The 17,355-nt window shown below is 54.7% G+C and carries 13 protein-coding genes and 1 pseudogene; 6 read left to right on the forward strand and 8 right to left on the reverse strand.

Going from position 1 to position 17,355, the window contains the following annotated elements; genetic code table 11:
- Window positions 1-174 precede the first annotated feature (174 nt).
- From HV352_RS21670 to HV352_RS21680, 3 genes are read left to right on the forward strand one after another with little or no spacing between them, the layout of a single operon-like run.
- The gene (locus tag HV352_RS21670) at window positions 175-858 is read left to right on the forward strand and encodes a D-lyxose/D-mannose family sugar isomerase (protein ID WP_047357720.1); all 684 of its coding nucleotides are present in this window, start codon (window positions 175-177) and stop codon (window positions 856-858) included.
- Window positions 859-872: 14 nt separating this feature from the next.
- Complete coding sequence (locus tag HV352_RS21675) at window positions 873-1,733, forward strand: ketose 1,6-bisphosphate aldolase (RefSeq protein WP_016155460.1); 861 nt, start codon at window positions 873-875, stop codon at window positions 1,731-1,733.
- Window positions 1,730-2,734 (forward strand): carbohydrate kinase family protein, encoded by a 1,005-nt coding sequence (locus tag HV352_RS21680; protein ID WP_087121875.1) that lies wholly within the window; start codon window positions 1,730-1,732, stop codon window positions 2,732-2,734. Before HV352_RS21675 ends, HV352_RS21680 begins: the two co-directional genes overlap by 4 nt.
- A 14-nt stretch (window positions 2,735-2,748) precedes the next feature.
- Here the strand turns inward: HV352_RS21680 and HV352_RS21685 are convergent, their stop codons facing one another.
- Window positions 2,749-3,480 (reverse strand): response regulator transcription factor, encoded by a 732-nt coding sequence (locus tag HV352_RS21685; protein ID WP_019077857.1) that lies wholly within the window; start codon window positions 3,478-3,480, stop codon window positions 2,749-2,751.
- A 288-nt stretch (window positions 3,481-3,768) separates the two neighbouring features.
- On the opposite strand from HV352_RS21685, the gene fdhF reads away from it, so the two are divergent.
- Both fdhF and yjcO read left to right on the forward strand, forming a co-directional pair.
- Window positions 3,769-5,916, forward strand: a complete 2,148-nt coding sequence (gene fdhF, locus HV352_RS21690; protein WP_081000494.1) for a formate dehydrogenase subunit alpha — start codon at window positions 3,769-3,771, stop codon at window positions 5,914-5,916.
- Window positions 5,917-6,019: 103 nt separating this feature from the next.
- Entirely contained in the window at window positions 6,020-6,709 is a 690-nt protein-coding gene (yjcO, locus tag HV352_RS21695; RefSeq protein WP_016155379.1) for a Sel1 family TPR-like repeat protein YjcO, read from the forward strand.
- A 50-nt stretch (window positions 6,710-6,759) separates the two neighbouring features.
- Here the strand turns inward: yjcO and gltP are convergent, their stop codons facing one another.
- The 7 genes and pseudogenes from gltP to nrfA form a co-directional block, all read right to left on the reverse strand.
- Window positions 6,760-8,073, reverse strand: coding sequence for a glutamate/aspartate:proton symporter GltP (gene gltP / locus HV352_RS21700; RefSeq protein WP_016155456.1), 1,314 nt, complete (start codon window positions 8,071-8,073; stop codon window positions 6,760-6,762).
- 343 nt (window positions 8,074-8,416) lie between these two features.
- Window positions 8,417-9,037 carry a heme lyase NrfEFG subunit NrfG gene (gene nrfG, locus HV352_RS21705; RefSeq protein ID WP_016155455.1) on the reverse strand — a complete coding sequence of 207 codons (621 nt, stop codon included), beginning with the start codon at window positions 9,035-9,037 and terminating at the stop codon, window positions 8,417-8,419.
- A pseudogene (gene nrfF, locus HV352_RS21715) lies at window positions 9,034-11,245 on the reverse strand (heme lyase NrfEFG subunit NrfF). Before nrfF ends, nrfG begins: the two are co-directional and overlap by 4 nt.
- 8 nt (window positions 11,246-11,253) lie before the next feature.
- Complete coding sequence (gene nrfD / locus HV352_RS21720) at window positions 11,254-12,210, reverse strand: cytochrome c nitrite reductase subunit NrfD (protein ID WP_181598657.1); 957 nt, start codon at window positions 12,208-12,210, stop codon at window positions 11,254-11,256.
- Window positions 12,207-12,878, reverse strand: coding sequence for a cytochrome c nitrite reductase Fe-S protein (nrfC, locus tag HV352_RS21725; RefSeq protein WP_016155373.1), 672 nt, complete (start codon window positions 12,876-12,878; stop codon window positions 12,207-12,209). The genes nrfD and nrfC overlap by 4 nt, the downstream gene beginning before the upstream one ends.
- On the reverse strand, window positions 12,875-13,441 hold the full coding sequence (gene nrfB, locus HV352_RS21730) for a cytochrome c nitrite reductase pentaheme subunit (RefSeq protein WP_005132587.1): 567 nt from the start codon (window positions 13,439-13,441) through the stop codon (window positions 12,875-12,877). Before nrfB ends, nrfC begins: the two co-directional genes overlap by 4 nt.
- 44 nt (window positions 13,442-13,485) lie before the next feature.
- The gene (gene nrfA / locus HV352_RS21735) at window positions 13,486-14,922 is read right to left on the reverse strand and encodes an ammonia-forming nitrite reductase cytochrome c552 subunit (RefSeq protein ID WP_016155372.1); all 1,437 of its coding nucleotides are present in this window, start codon (window positions 14,920-14,922) and stop codon (window positions 13,486-13,488) included.
- A 433-nt stretch (window positions 14,923-15,355) separates the two neighbouring features.
- Between nrfA and acs the strand changes: the two genes are divergently transcribed.
- The gene (gene acs / locus HV352_RS21740) at window positions 15,356-17,314 is read left to right on the forward strand and encodes an acetate--CoA ligase (RefSeq protein ID WP_016155371.1); all 1,959 of its coding nucleotides are present in this window, start codon (window positions 15,356-15,358) and stop codon (window positions 17,312-17,314) included.
- The last annotated feature ends 41 nt before the right edge of the window (window positions 17,315-17,355 follow it).

The following is a 17,355-nucleotide window of genomic DNA, read 5'->3' on the forward strand; positions in this document are numbered from 1 at the left end:
ATGAATCACATCACCACATAGAAAAACACAATAAAATATAACTATTCCCTATTCTGCTGTGAGGGAGAGGTAACCGGATTGTGTCCATTTTATCCATGGGAAAGCTTTTGATTTTCTCCCTCTTCTTTGAGAGAGGGCCGCATAAAGGTCATCTTATCAGCCACAGGAGAATCAATGAAACGCTCAGCAATAAACGAAATCCTTGGCCACACGCGCCAGTTTTTCTCTCAGCACGACGTGCATCTCCCCCCTTTCGCCAGTTTCCCGCCGACCCAATGGCGCAAGCTTGATCCCGCCGCCTGGAGCGAAGTTTTCGACCTTAAGCTTGGTTGGGATGTCACCGCGTTTGGCGGCAACAATTTCGCCGCGCAAGGGTTAACGCTGTTTACCCTGCGTAATGGCTCGCCGAAAGGAATGCCTTACGAGAAATGCTACGCCGAGAAAATCATGCATGTTCGCGATGCGCAGGTCACGCCGATGCATTTTCACTGGCGTAAACGCGAAGACATTATCAATCGCGGCGGCGGTAATTTAATTGTGGAACTGTGGAATGCGGGGATCCGAGAACAAACGGAGGACAGCGACGTGAGCGTGGTGATTGACGGCTGTCGGCAAACCCATGCGGCAGGCAGTCAACTGCGCCTGACGCCGGGTGAAAGCATCTGCCTGCCACCGGGCCTGTATCACAGCTTCTGGGCGGAAGAAGGTTTTGGCGACGTGCTGGTCGGCGAGGTTTCTTCTGTTAATGACGACGACCACGATAACCACTTTCTGCAACCGATCGCCCGCTATAACGACATTGAAGAAGACGAACCGGCGCAGCTGGTGCTGTGTAATGAGTATCGCCTGTTCCGCTAACCAAGGAGCGCATTATGCCGTTGATATCTCTCGCCGATGGCCTTGCCCATGCCCGCGAGCACCGCTATGCCTTAGGGGCGTTTAACGTTCTGGACTCACACTTCCTGCGCGCGCTGTTTGCCGCGGCAAAGCAGGAACGTTCGCCGTTTATCATCAACATCGCCGAGGTGCATTTTAAATATATCTCGTTGGATTCTCTGGTCGAAGCGGTCAAGTACGAAGCCGCGCGGCATGACATTCCGGTAGTGCTGAACCTTGACCACGGCCTGCACTTTGAGTCGGTGGTTCGGGCACTGCGCTTAGGTTTCAGTTCAGTGATGTTTGATGGCTCCACGCTGGAGTATGAAGAAAATATTCGTCAAACCCGCGAAGTGGTGAAGATGTGTCACGCCGTCGGTGTATCGGTGGAAGCCGAACTGGGCGCGGTGGGAGGCGATGAGGGCGGCGCGTTGTATGGTCATGCCGACGAGTCGTTATTTACCGACCCGATGATGGCGCGTGATTTCGTCGACAGAACCGGGATTGACGCGCTGGCGGTCGCCATTGGTAATGCACACGGCAAATATAAAGGCGAACCGGTGCTCGACTTTCCGCGTCTGGACGCCCTTCGCCAGCAGGCGGCGATCCCGCTGGTACTGCACGGCGGTTCCGGCATCAGCAACGACGATTTCAAGCGCGCAATTGAACTCGGCATTCACAAAATTAATTTCTATACCGGCATGTCGCAGGCGGCGCTGTCGGCAGTAGAGACAAGAATAGCGAATCGTCAGCCCCTGTACGACGAATTTGCCGAACTGCTGCTCGCCATTGAAGAGGCCATTACCGATACCGTTTCAGAACAGATGCGTATTTTTGGCAGCGCGGGACGGGTCTGATGGAACGCAGAGGCGTTATCGCCGCAGGCAACATGCTGGTCGATCATGTGCATCAAATTGTGCAGTGGCCGGAACGCGGCTGGCTGGCGGAAATCATCCGTAGCGAACGCGCCACGGGCGGTGCGCCGCTGAACGTACTGCTGACACTGGCGAAAATGCACACCGGACTGCCGCTGCAGGCGGTGGGGTTAATCGGTCAGGATAGCGACGGCGACTACATCATGGCGATGCTGGAGCAGTATCATGTTAATCGCCAGCATGTGCAGCGCACGACTTTCGCCCCCACGTCGATGTCACAGGTGATGACCGATCCCAGCGGTCAGCGCACCTTTTTCCACTCGCCCGGTGCCAACCGGCTGCTGGATCTGCCCGCTTTTGAGCAACTGGATACCTCGATGAAAATCTTCCATCTTGGCTATCTGCTGCTGCTCGACAGTCTGGACATGCCGGATGAGGAGTACGGCACACGTAGCGCACGGCTGCTGGCGCAAATGCGCGACAACGGCTTTGAAACATCACTGGATCTGGTTTCACGCAAGGGCGACCCGCGCTATCAGCCGTTGGTGATGCCAGCCCTGCGCCATCTCGACTATCTGGTAATTAACGAGCTGGAAGCCGGGGAATTCAGCGGGCTGGAGATCCGCCAGCCCAACGGGGAGCTGCATATTGCGCACATCGCCACCGCTGCGCGCGAACTGCTGAATGCGGGCGTACGCCAGCGGGTGGTTATCCACTGTCCGGAAGGTGCCTGGGGTGAAGCGCCGGATCTGCCGGGCGTCTGGATCCCGTCACAGTATCTGGCGCCGGAGGAGATCGTTGGCAGCGTCGGGGCGGGAGACGCGTTTTGCGCCGGATTTTTGTATGGCTGTCATGAACGCTGGTCGCTGACGGACAGCGTCAGGCTGGCACACGCCTGCGCACGGGCCAGTTTGCTGTGCGCCAACGCGATAGACGGCGCGAAAACGTTGGCAGAGTTAAAAGCCGATATAGCGTCCTTGTAAGCCGGATAAGACGTTTACGCCGCCTTATCATGATGCTGAACGTCGGCGGCAAACACATAGCCCAGCCCGCGCAGGGTTTTGATCAGCATCGGCTGATGCGGGTTGTTCTCTATTTTTCGCCGTAACCGCATGATTAGCACGTCAATGGTGCGGTCAAACACCTCAACGCTGTCGCTGCGCGTCAGTTCCAGCAGCTGTTCTCGGCTAAGTACCCGGCGGGCGTTTTGGGCCAACGCCAGCAGCAGGCTGTATTCCCCCTGCGTCAACTCCACCTTCAGTTGCTGAGGATTATGTAACTGGCAACCGGCGGTATCGAGATGCCAACCGTTAAAAGAAAGCCCCGTGGTTTGCGGGCTGCCGCTTTCTGCCGTTAACACGCCGACGCGTCTGAGTACCGCCTTTACCCGCGCCACCAGCACCCGCGCATTGAACGGTTTACCGATGTAGTCGTCAGCGCCCATTTCCAACCCGACAACCACATCCGACTCGCTGCCAAGCCCGGTCAGCATCACCACCGGTAATCCGGGTCTCATCTTTTGCACCTGCTGCAGCACCATCAGACCGTTAATATCAGGCAACATCATGTCCAGCAATACCAGAGCGATTTCCGGCTGAGTCTCAATGCAGCGCAGCGCCTCCTGCCCGGTGTGACATGCGGTCACTGCAAAGACGTGTTCGCTCAGCACATCCTGTAAAAGCGTGCAGACAGCGATGTCATCATCCACAACCAGTATGGCTGGCTTCATTGTTTTTCCCCATTTCTGGCCAACTTAAATGAGTGTGATTGATTCTGCACAGAGTGACAGCGATAAGGCACAAGGATGTGTGGGAAACATAACCTCGGTCACACTGCCGGGCCGTCACGTATTGGAGATTCGTCACGTCAAATATGACGACAGCCTGTTTTTCGTCAGGGTTTTGCGCAAAATTCGCCCGTAATATCGACTAATGCCCTTGATAAAAACATGGCATAAAAGATGCATAACTCAAGCGACAAACGCGTATGCGTGATTTGATTAACTGGAGCGAGACCGATGAAAAAAGTCGTCACGGTTTGCCCATATTGCGCATCAGGTTGCAAAATCAACCTGGTGGTCGATAACGGCAAAATCGTCCGGGCTGAAGCGGCGCAGGGGAAAACCAACCAGGGTACCTTGTGTCTGAAGGGCTACTATGGCTGGGATTTTATCAATGATACCCAGATCCTGACCCCTCGTCTGAAAACCCCAATGATCCGTCGCCAGCGTGGCGGCAAACTGGAATCCGTTTCCTGGGATGAAGCGCTTGATTACGTCGCCACTCGTCTGAGCGCCATCAAAGCGAAGTATGGCCCGGACGCTATTCAGACGACCGGTTCATCTCGCGGTACGGGTAACGAAACCAACTATGTAATGCAAAAATTCGCGCGCGCCGTTATTGGTACCAATAACGTTGACTGCTGCGCTCGCGTCTGACACGGCCCTTCGGTTGCAGGTCTGCACCAATCGGTCGGTAACGGCGCAATGAGTAATGCTATCAATGAAATTGATAACACAGATTTAGTGTTCATCTTCGGGTACAACCCGGCGGATTCCCACCCGATCGTGGCGAATCACGTGATTAATGCTAAACGTAACGGGGCGAAAATTATCGTCTGCGATCCGCGCAAAATTGAAACCGCGCGTATTGCCGATATGCACATCGCGTTGAAAAACGGCTCGAATATCGCGCTGCTCAACGCCATGGGTCATGTCATCATCGAAGAAAAACTGTACGACCAGGCGTTCGTCGCCTCCCGTACCGAAGGATTCGAAGAGTACAGCAAGATTGTCGAAGGCTACACGCCGGAGTCCGTCGAAGATATCACTGGCGTTAGTGCACAGGATATTCGTCAGGCTGCTCGTATGTACGCCACGGCAAAAAGCGCGGCCATCCTGTGGGGCATGGGTGTTACCCAGTTCTATCAGGGCGTGGAAACCGTGCGTTCACTGACCAGCCTCGCAATGCTGACCGGCAACCTCGGTAAGCCAAGCGTGGGCGTTAACCCGGTTCGTGGCCAGAACAACGTTCAGGGCGCATGCGACATGGGCGCGCTACCGGATACTTATCCGGGCTATCAGTATGTGAAAGATCCGGCTAACCGCGAGAAGTTCGCTAAAGCCTGGGGCGTGGAAAGTCTGCCTGCACATACCGGCTATCGCATCAGTGAACTGCCGCACCGTGCAGCGCATGGCGAAGTCCGCGCGGCGTACATTATGGGTGAAGATCCATTACAGACCGACGCTGAACTCTCCGCAGTGCGCAAAGGCTTTGAGGATCTGGAACTGGTCATCGTGCAGGATATCTTCATGACCAAAACTGCCGCTGCCGCAGACGTTATTTTACCGTCTACGTCATGGGGCGAGCATGAAGGCGTCTTCTCCGCGGCTGACCGTGGCTTCCAGCGCTTCTTTAAAGCCGTTGAGCCGAAGTGGGATCTGAAAACGGACTGGCAGATTATCAGTGAAATCGCCACCCGTATGGGCTACCCGATGCACTACAACAACACCCAGGAAATCTGGGATGAGTTGCGTCATCTGTGCCCGGATTTCTACGGTGCCACTTACGAGAAAATGGGCGAACTGGGTTATATCCAGTGGCCTTGCCGCGACACCTCAGAAACCGACCAGGGTACGTCTTATCTCTTCAAAGAGAAGTTCGATACCCCGAACGGTCTGGCGCAGTTCTTTACCTGCGACTGGGTAGCGCCAATCGACAAACTCACTGAGGAGTACCCGATGGTGCTGTCTACGGTGCGTGAAGTCGGCCACTACTCTTGCCGTTCGATGACCGGTAACTGTGCGGCGCTGGCCGCGCTGGCGGATGAACCGGGCTATGCCCAGATCAACACCGCCGACGCAGCACGCCTGGGCATCCAGGATGAAGAGCTGGTATGGGTTAACTCGCGTAAAGGCCGGGTCATTACCCGTGCAGCAGTCAGCGATCGTCCAAACAAAGGTGCGATTTACATGACCTACCAGTGGTGGATTGGCGCATGTAATGAGCTGGTAACCGAGAACTTAAGCCCGATTACCAAAACGCCGGAGTACAAGTACTGTGCCGTTAACGTTGAACGCATTGCCGATCAGCGCGCTGCCGAGCAGTATGTCATTGATGAGTACACCAAGCTGAAAGCCAGCCTGCGCGAAAGCGCGATGGGTTAGTCCGTTTACGTAACTGTTCTGCAACAGCCTCCGCCCGGAGGCTGTTTTTTTATCCATACGATCTCTTTATACTGTTCATTCCGTACCCTAAATAAAACTCAAAATGAAACAACTCATTGCATTGATGTTCTTTATGACATTCTTTGCCCATGCCAGTGATACTGAGCCAGGAAGCCAGTACTTACAGGCCGCTGAGGCAGGGGACCGTCGCGCACAGTACTTTCTTGCCGATACCTGGTTCAGTTCGGGCGATTTGAGCAAAGCCGAGTATTGGGCGCAAAAAGCCGCCGACAACGGCGATGCCGACGCCTGCGCGCTACTGGCGCAAATCAAAATTACGAATCCGGTCAGTCTGGATTACCCCCAGGCTAAAACGCTGGCGGAAAAAGCAGCCAAAGCAGGCAGTAAAGCGGGAGAACTTACCCTGGCGCGGATTCTGGTCAACACCCAGGCTGGACGTACCGATTACCCTAAAGCCATTACCTTGCTGCAAAACGCCTCCGAAGACCTGGAAAATGACTCCGCCGTCGACGCGCAAATGCTGCTCGGCCTGATTTACGCCAACGGTGTGGGCATACCCGCTGATGATGAGAAAGCGACATGGTATTTCAAACGAAGCTCAGCCATTTCCCGCACCGGTTATTCCGAATACTGGGCAGGGATGATGTTCTTAAACGGTGAACAGGGTTTTATCGTGAAGAATAAACAGAAGGCGCTGCACTGGCTGAATCTGAGCTGTATGGAAGGATTCGATACCGGCTGCGAAGAGTTTGATAAGTTAACAAACGGGTAATGATTTGCATTGCCGGATGGCGCGACGCTTATCCGGCAAGCTGTCATGAATTACTGATTAGCGGTCTTATCAAATCTACCCAGCACGTCGCGCTCATAGGCCAGCGCTTTCTTGCGGTCAAATTTGTGCTCCCACTTGGCGATAACCAGTACCGCCAGCGCATTACCCACCACGTTCAGCGCGGTACGCGCCATGTCGAGGATACGGTCAACACCGGCGATAAACGCCAGGCCTTCCAGTGGGATCCCCACGCTGCCCAGCGTAGCCAGCAGCACCACGAATGATACGCCCGGCACACCCGCAATCCCTTTCGAGGTCACCATCAGCGTCAGCACCAGCACGATTTCCTGCCACAGCGACAGGTCGATACCGTACAGCTGCGCGATAAAGATAGCGGCGATACTCTGGTACAGAGTTGAACCATCAAGGTTGAATGAGTAGCCGGTCGGCACCACAAAGCTGGTGATTGAAGCGGGCGCGCCATAGGCTTCCATCTTCTCAATAATGCGCGGCAGCACGCTCTCGGAGCTGGCGGTAGAGTAAGCCAGAATCAGCTCGTCTTTCAGAATGCGGATCAGGATCCAGATGCTCAGACCGCAGATGCGCGCCACGATCCCCAGCACCACCAGCGCGAAGAACAGAATGGCGAAATGCACCAACAGCACCAGCTTCGCCAGCGGCCACAAGGAGGCAAAACCGAAGTTCGCGACGGTAACGGCAATCAGCGCGAAAACGCCGACTGGCGCGTAGCGCATAACCATGTGAGTGACTTTAAACATGGTTTCGGAAATAGAGCGGAATACGGTAACCAACGGCTCGCGGTGAGTTGCCGGCAGGGAAGACAGACCTAAACCGAACAGCACCGAGAAGAAGATAATCGGCAGCATATCGCCTTTTGCCATCGATGCGACGATGTTGGTTGGCACCAGTGACAAAATTGTCCCCATCAGGCCATGCGCGTGGCTCTGTACTTCTGCGGTCGTGCTTTGATATTTCGAAATATCCACGGTCGCCAGTTGCGACATATCCACCCCGGTGCCTGGCTGGAACACATTCGCCAGCGTGATACCAAGGATAATCGCCACGGTGGTGATCACTTCGAAATAGAGAATAGTTTTGGCGCCAATACGGCCCAGCTGTTTTGCATCACCGACCCCGGCGATACCGACAACCAGCGTAGAGATAACAATGGGCACCACAATCATTTTGATCAGATGGATAAAGATATCGCCCGCCGGTGACAGCAGGTTTACAACCAGCCATTCACGGCTGTCACTATGGTAATGCAGGTAACTCCCCAGCAGAATGCCCAGCACCATAGCGATCAGAATCTGCCATGCCAGGCTGACTTTCAAATTTTTCATAACAACGGACTTCCTCGATGGAGCGCTATTCCACATGCGGTGTGTGGTAATAGTACATACTGAAAGGGTATGAATTGTGTTGCGTTCGTTTATGGAGTTTTTTAACGCTTATTATCATTATCATTTGCGTACTGTCTCGCGCAACCCTCCAGGAACAGAGCCTTCAGCTGAATTTATGCATAAAAATGCAATTTTATCGGGGCATTGATGAATAACTTTTTGTTATAAAAGAATTTTAATATGTTCAAAAATGAAGAAGTCATGGCGTGAGTTTTTTTGCTCATTTGTTCGTTCGCCTGTTTTTTAAACAGGCCAAATGATACAAATCACAAAAGAAACAAATTTATTTTTGCCGATTCTGCAACAACTTCGCCATATTAATAGAGTCAATGAGCTGTGCCCGGTTCACCCTCGGCGAGTTTAAATCCATAACTTTTTGCCACACTGAAATGGCCTGGGCGTAGTCTGCCTGCATAAACGCATCTGAGGCTAACAGCATCAGCGCAGTGACCTCTGTCGGGTCCAGCGCCAGAGCCTTATCAATCATCTCGCGAGTGGGCGGTGTCATATGCTGCCCGGCCTGGTAATACAATACCGTTGCCAGCGCTGAATAGATCTCAGCATTTTCACCCCCTACACGCAGCGCCTGCTCGTAGGCAAGCAGCGCATTATGATACGCGTTTTGCCAAAGATAGTACTCACCGAGTTGCGCCCATTTCACACCGTCCTGCGGATTAGCACGAATTTGCGATTGCAGCAAAAGCAGCTGTTTTTCCTGAATATTTTCATCGGCGAACGCATGTAATGGGTCCGCCAGCCGCGTCTGTTCCTGACGCACCGCCTGCCATTTGGGCGTCAACAGATAACCTCCGATGCAGGCCACAACCATCAGCACCGTCGCAGCGGTCAGCCACTTCACGGGGAGTGGGCGTAACGGCGCAGGGGAATGGTTGGACTGGCTCATTGCACATCCTCCTCTACGCGCTGGCGCCGTCTCACCCGCCAGACCACCACGCCCACCAGCAATAACAGCAGGCACGGCAACGCCCACAGCAGCAGCGTTTGCTCATTCAACGGCGGGTTGTAGCGCACAAAATCACCGTAGCGATCGGTCATCCACGTCGTTATCTCGGCTTCACTTTTCCCTTCCGCCACCATGCTATAAACCTGGTGGCGCATACTGACCGCTACCGGCGCATTGGATTCCAGCAAGTTTTGGTTTTGACACTGTGGACAGCGCAGTTGACTGGCAATAGACAACGCTTTTTCCTGTTGTTGCGGGTTGGCAAAAGTCCATGTGTCCACAACCTGGGCATGTGTCGCGAAGGCGATGAAAAACAAAATGATAGCTAAGAGTAAACATGTTCTGCCGGATGGCGCTGCGCTTATCCGACCTACCGTTTTCACACCCCGTTCGCCGCCATCCGGCAACGCGTTGATTAGTTTATGCATCGCGCTTTCTCCCTCGCCATCCGCTCAGCAGCGCACCACAGACCATTAACAGTCCCCCGCCCCAAATCCAGCGCACGCCGGTCTGTACGTACAAGCGCATGGCATAACGGTCCGGTCCGGTTTTTTCGCCGATTACCGCATACCAGTCATGCATCAGATTCCAGCGGATCCCCGGCTCCATCATCTGTTGACGGCGCGCGGCATAGAAGCGTCTTTCGGGCTGCAGGCTGCCAATGCGTTTCTTATTCTGCCACAGCGTGATCTGCGCTTTTTCACTGGTGTAGTTACCTTTTGCTTCCAGGTCGAGACGCTCAAAACGAAAAATATAGCCCGCCAGTTCCACCTGCTGCCCGGGGCTCAGATTCAGGCTTATCTCCTGGCGACTACCGCTGGAAAAGACGATCCCAGCCGCAAACACCAGCACCCCGGCATGCGCCAGCAGTGCCGGAAACTGGCAACGCACAGACACTTTGTGGCTTCTGATCGTCGCCAGCACGATAACCAGCAGCATCAGCAGACCAAAGGGCAGCGTAGCACGGTTAAAGTACGGTGCGCCCACGGAGAGCCGCCCCCAGCCGAACAACCCGTAAATCATCGGGTAAAGGGTGCCAATCAGCACAATCAGCAGCACCGCGCAAAAAAGTAATAGCGCGACCAGAATCAGCATCTCGCGCGACCAGCCGCCAAAACGCGCATTCTGGCGGACTTGCTGTCCCCGCCAGGCGTACAGCCCGAGCGATGCCAGGCTCAATACGGTAAACAGCGCAAACAGCGGTGTGGCGCGGACGTTATCCAGCGCAAAAGCGTGCACGGAAACGAGAATGCCGGAACGCACAATCAGCGTCCCCAGCAGCGATAAAATCAGCGTGACGATCGCCAGCAGCAGCGACCAGTGGCGGAAGATCCCACGTTGGCGCGTGATGAACAGACTATGCAGCAGCGCACTGGCGGAAAGCCAGGGTAATAAGGAGGCATTTTCTACCGGGTCCCAGAACCACCAGCCGCCCCAACCCAGCTCGCAGTAGGCCCACCAGGAGCCGAGGATAATCCCCAGCGTCAGCGCACACCAGCCAGGCAGCGCCCAGCGCCAGCACACCCCGGCGCTCTGCGCATTAAAGTCACCGCGCAGCAGCGAGGCCAGCGCCACGCCTGCCGCCACCATCAAGCCACCGTAACCCAGGTACAGCAGCGGCGGATGGAGGATTAACCCGAGATGTTGCAGCATCGGATTAAGGTCGCGCCCTTCAATGGCTGGCGGGAAGATACGCACGAACGGATCGGACCATACCACCACAAACAGCAGCAGCAGGGCCGTTATCAGTGCGAGGACGCTGAGCGTTAACGGAAACAGCAGGTCGGAATCACGCCGATAGCGCAAGGCGAACAGCGCGCTCCAGCCGGAAAGAAACAGCACCCACAACAGCAGCGATCCTTCATGCCCGCCCCACACCGCCGCCAGTTTTAATCCCCACGGCAGCAGGCTGTAGCTATGCTGAGCAACGTAGACCACCGAAAAGTCGCTGGTCAGAAAGCAGAATATCAGAATGGCAAAGGCCAGCAGCAGCAGCGAAAATTGCGTCCACATGCCCACGCTTGCCAGGCGCATTACGCCTTGCCAGCGCTGGCGGACACCCACCAACACGGCAAGCGGGGTCAACACGTTGACCCCGAGGCTTAACAACAGTGCCAGAAAACCGGCTTCAGGAAGGAGAACGTCCAGATATCACCTTACGCAACGGTTAGCTGACCCGCATAGAGAATAAAAAAGCGCAGCAGCAGTACGCCGGTCAGGCTGGCGCCGCAGACTGCCAGCACGCCATGAAACGTCGAACTGCGGTTGGCCCAAGGTTTTAGCAGCATCGGCAGTATCAGCCCAAGCCCGGCCACGCCCAGCCAGAACCACCAGGTCCAGAATCCGCCGCCCAGTGCCGCCGCCAGCGCGCGCATTTTGCCGTCATCGCCCAGCGCCAGGCCGACGAAAAACGCCGCCAGCAGGAAGATCTCCAGCCATACCACCGGGGCTTCCATGCGATGCACAAAGTGCGCTTCGGTACTGTGCGGATTGCTACGATGACGTAACGCCATGGCGATCAGCGCCACCGCCGCGCCGGAGGAGATCCCGGAGAACAGGAACAGCACCGGCAGGATCGGGTTATTCAGGAACGGGTAGGATTTCAGCGCCGACAGCAGAAAACCGGTGTACGCCCCGAGCAGGACCGCCAGCACCAGCATTAACGTCTCCAGCGCGCGATGAAACGGCGCAATCAACGTCAGCATTTTCTGTACGATCCCTAATCGCGGCAGCCAGCGCTGTTGCAGAGCAATCACTTCTTTTTCAAAGATTTTTGCCAGCCACAGCACCAGCACCACCATGTACAACTGGAACAACATGACTCCCATCGACATCACCGAAGTGAAGCTGTAGTGGAACATCAGTTTCCAGAAGGTCCATGGACGCGTCAGGTGGAACACCAGAATCAGCAGACCGAAGATAATCGCCCCCGGCCCTAACACCAGCGTAGTGCGTAGCAGCGTGCTGTCAGAACCGCCCGCCTCCGGATGGAAACGACGCAGCAGAATCGCCAGCGTGACCAGTCCGGCGGAGATGCCAATCAGGAACAGATAGATGGCAATGGGCCAGTCCCACACCAGTGATTCAAAATGAAATGCAGAAGCGGATGTCATTGGCTCACCTCCCCAAATTTAAAGGGAACGCGGTAGACCTTCGGTTTTGTGCCCAACGCCAGCTTGTAACGGTAGGTGGTTTTCTGCAGCAACAAGCGGGAGATATCGCTGTTGGGATCGTCCAGATTACCAAACGTCAGCGCCTTCGTCGGACACGACTCAACGCAGGCGGGCTGCTTGCCCGCTTTCAGATTGGTTTTCCGACAGAAATCGCATTTATCCGCCGTTTTGCTAACCGGATGGATAAAGCGCACGCGATAAGGACACGCGGCGATACAGTACTGGCAGCCAACGCAAAGGTCCGGGTTCACATCCACAATACCGCTGGCGGCATCGCGATACGATGCCCCCGTCGGGCAGACGTCAACGCAGGGGGCATGGTCGCAATGCTGGCACGAATGACGGAAAAAACGATACTTCACATCAGGAAACGTCCCCTGCGGCTCGCTGCGAATAATCGTCAGACGCGATACCCCTTCCGGCACGTTGTTTACTTCCCGACAAGCATCCATGCAGGCCGTACAGCCGATGCATAGTGACTCATCATGTACCATACCGTAACGTACGCCGTTGATGTTCAGCGTCTTCGCCACAACGCGTCCCGCCGTCCCGCTCACTGCCACCAGCGCGCCGACGCGGGTGATAAACTGGCGACGAGAGCAACTCATGGATGCTCCTTAAGCAACGGAACCGACGCCGGGTTAAAGTTCGGATTGTTACGCTGATCGCTGTGGCAATCGACGCAAATCTTGATCCGTCCTTTATCACTTAGCGTCTGCATCGTGTCTTGCTTCGGATGCAGTGAGTGACAGCTGGCACACGCCACTTTGGTTACGTGGACATCGTGTGGCCAGAACGCTTTTTGTAGCTGCTCAGGCAGGTGGCAGGACATACAGACGCTGTTCTGCTGTTCAACGTTGTACATCGGCTCATTAAAGCGCATCACATCCTTCACCCCTTCACGGTGGTTCGGTGACGGCTGGCCGTGACAGTTGGTGCAGGTGACCGGCAATTTGTTATTCGGGTTGATGACTTCTGCATGCTTACCATGCATGCCTTCGGTATCTGGCTTGTGACAATCCAGACAGGCGGCATCCGGATTACGCTGTTGGGTAACCGTCCAGCGTTGATCCGACTCCTGCGGCGTTGGCGTGGCAGTGATTCCACTCAGGCTCCAGAACAAGCCTGACGCCAGCACCCCAGCAGTTAATAACGAACGTAATACGCTCATATTCACTCCGTTGAGTTATCCGCCCCTGACGGGGCGAAATGGGGTTATTGGCTTAACAGACCGTTTTTACGCGCCTGATCTTCCCACTGCGGAATCACCGTTTTGATGAAGTCCTGCTTCTCAGCATTGATTTGCTGCATGTTCAGACCAATCGCCGCCTGGGCTTTCTCTTTGGTAGAGATATCCGGTAACGGGATTTCATGGGTGATGCCTTTAGTCGCCAGCAGACGGACCAGTTTGGTACGCGCATCGGCGGCTTTATCCATGGCGCTACCCAGCATCCGCAGACCCTCTTCCGGAGCGTGCATGTGAATACCGTGTGAGGCGATAGACAGGTCCCAGCGCCATTGTGCGTGACGGATATCTTCCAGAATCGGCTTCATTTCCGCTTCAGTCGCACCCGCATCCCATGCGGCTTTCGCTTCGAAGTGCGCATGAACCAGCTGATCTTCGACCTTGATTTTCAGGTCATGAATAGCCTGTTTACGCTCGGCGACCACTTTTTGCAGGGACGCTTTATCCTGGGTGTGGCAGTTCGCACAGGTCTGAGCAAAGTTATCGAACGGGTTACCAATCTTATGGTCGGTGTAGATCTTGCCTTCCGCGTTTTGCACTTTCGGCATGTGACAGTCGATACAGGTCACGTTGTTCTTGCCGTGAATGCCCGCGCTCCAGGTTTCATATTCCGGGTGCTGCGCTTTCAGCATCGGCGTTTTCGACAGGGAGTTGGTCCAGTCAGAGAAGGCGATGGTGTCGTAGTATTTCTCCATGTTCTCGACTTTCATGCCCTCGTCCCACGGGAACTTAACGGCTTTGTTTTTACCGTCGAAGTAGTATTCCACGTGGCACTGACCGCAGACCATGGATTGCTGATCAAAGCGACCGGCTTTCTCAAACGGTTTGCCGATTGCTTCCATCGCGCGTTCTGCATAAGGACGCGACAGCGTCAGCTCTGGCTTGCCTTTGGCGAAGTCTGGTGACGCAGTGTTATGGCAATCTGCACAGCCGAGATTGTTAACAATTTCTGGACCGCCGCGCGCCCATTTACCGTGGAAGTAGCCATCTTCACCGTCTTTCTGGATCAGACGTGCTACGTCCGGGCTTTTACAGCTCCAGCAGGCCATCGGCAGCGGGCCGTCTTCAGCCGTTTTTGGGGCGCCGGTACGTAAGGTTTCACGTACATCGGTCACGGCATAGGCGTGTCCACGCGGTTTGTTGTAATCGCGCGAGAATGGATATCCCGCCCACAGGATCACCAGACGCGGATCTTCTGCCAGCGCATCTTCACGGGCTGATTGCTCAGACGTGGCTTTCCAGGAGAGATATTGATCGGGATGCTGAGGAGCGAAGGTTTCATTCTTCGCTTCAACGGTGACGGTTTTTGCGGGTACAGGAGTTTGTTCAGCGTGAACAGCAGAAATAAATAATAAAGGTAATAACAGGCTGAAGAAACGGCGTACGCGTGATTTTATCCTTGCCATAGGGGTCTCATCCAGATGACGCCATTATCTGCAATGGCGGTTCTTTTATTGTTTTCCATAACAGCAACCACACGAATACTGTCATGACATTGCTCCACCCTATTTGTAACAAGAAACCACACTGAAAATGTTGTCTTTAATCAATTGTAAGTGTATGTAAAATACCACTTTAGAGTTATACCCCCCTCTAACTCCTCACTCTTTTGTCTAATTCAGAGATAGATCACCTTTTCAATAATCCTTTAGATAACTACATGTTATCGCGAGATTTAATCAATTTTTGCTAGTTCCCTTCAAAATTAAGTTTGCCGCTAATTTGCACAATTCGTTTATTGCGTGATCTGCCGCGCAAATACTAAACAAAACTCTCAAAGCCCCTACATTTAACGTTTATGAGACATATTATTAACATCCTACAAGGAGAACAAAAGCCATGAGCCAAATACATAAACACGCTATTCCCGCAAACATTGCGGATCGTTGCCTGATAAACCCGGAGCAGTACGAAGAGAAATACCAGCAATCCGTTAACGAACCCGACACATTTTGGGGCGAGCAGGGAAAGATACTTGATTGGATCAAGCCGTACAGCCAGGTGAAGAACACCTCCTTCGCACCGGGCAACGTGTCGATTAAATGGTACGAAGACGGCACCCTGAACCTGGCCGCAAACTGCCTTGACCGTCATTTACAGGCAAATGGCGATCGCACCGCCATCATCTGGGAAGGCGATGACGCCACCCAAAGCAAAAACATTACTTATCGCGAACTGCATCGCGATGTTTGCCGTTTCGCCAATACGCTACTGGATTTAGGCATTAAAAAAGGCGACGTGGTGGCCATTTATATGCCGATGGTGCCGGAAGCGGCGGTTGCTATGCTGGCTTGCGCCCGTATTGGCGCGGTGCATTCGGTCATCTTCGGTGGTTTTTCACCAGAGGCGGTCGCCGGACGTATCATCGACTCCAATTCACGTCTGGTGATCACCGCCGACGAAGGCGTGCGCGCCGGCCGCGCCATCCCGCTGAAAAAGAACGTCGATGATGCGCTGAAAAACCCGAACGTGAAAACCGTGGAACATGTGGTCGTCCTCAAACGTACCGGTGGAAAAACGGAATGGCAGGAAGGCCGTGACCTGTGGTGGTCCGATCTTATCGAGAAAGCCAGCCCAGAACATCAGCCAGAAGAAATGAACGCGGAAGATCCGCTGTTTATCCTCTATACCTCCGGTTCAACCGGCAAGCCAAAAGGCGTACTGCATACCACCGGCGGATATCTGGTCTACGCCGCAACCACCTTTAAGTACGTGTTTGACTACCATCAGGGCGATATTTATTGGTGTACCGCTGACGTGGGTTGGGTAACCGGGCACAGCTACCTGCTGTATGGTCCGTTGGCCTGCGGCGCAACCACGCTGATGTTCGAAGGCGTGCCAAACTGGCCAACCCCGGCGCGTATGTCGCAGGTTGTGGACAAGCACCAGGTCAATATTCTGTATACCGCGCCGACCGCCATCCGCGCCCTAATGGCAGAAGGTGATAAAGCGATTGAAGGCACTGACCGCTCCTCGCTGCGTATCCTGGGTTCCGTTGGCGAGCCGATTAACCCGGAAGCATGGGAGTGGTACTGGAAGAAGATCGGCAACGAAAAATGCCCGGTCGTCGATACCTGGTGGCAGACCGAAACCGGTGGATTCATGATCACCCCGCTGCCGGGCGCCACCGAGCTGAAAGCGGGTTCCGCAACCCGTCCGTTCTTTGGCGTACAGCCTGCGATTGTCGATAACGAGGGTAATCCGCTGGAAGGCGCGACCGAAGGCAACCTGGTGATTACCGACTCGTGGCCGGGCCAGGCGAGAACGCTGTTTGGCGATCACGAACGCTTTGAGCAGACCTACTTTTCTACCTTCAAGAATATGTACTTCAGCGGCGACGGCGCGCGTCGTGACGAAGATGGCTATTACTGGATCACCGGTCGTGTGGACGATGTGCTGAACGTCTCTGGCCACCGTCTGGGAACGGCAGAAATCGAATCGGCGCTGGTGTCGCATCCGAAGATTGCCGAAGCCGCGGTGGTGGGTATTCCGCATAATATTAAAGGCCAGGCGATCTACGCCTACGTCACGCTGAATCACGGCGAAGAGCCATCACCTGAGCTGTACGCCGAGGTGCGCAACTGGGTACGTAAAGAAATTGGTCCGCTGGCAACGCCAGACGTGCTGCACTGGACCGACTCACTGCCGAAAACCCGCTCCGGCAAAATCATGCGCCGTATTCTGCGTAAAATCGCGGCGGGCGATACCAGCAATCTGGGCGATACCTCGACCCTCGCCGATCCTGGCGTGGTAGAGAAACTGCTCGAAGAGAAGCAGGCCATCGCGATGCCATCATAACCATAACCGTGAAATGCCCGATGGTGCGCGGCTTATCGGGC

The sequence above is a fragment of the Citrobacter sp. RHBSTW-01044 genome (assembly GCF_013781945.1).
GTDB classification, from domain to species: Bacteria; Pseudomonadota; Gammaproteobacteria; order Enterobacterales; family Enterobacteriaceae; genus Citrobacter; species Citrobacter braakii.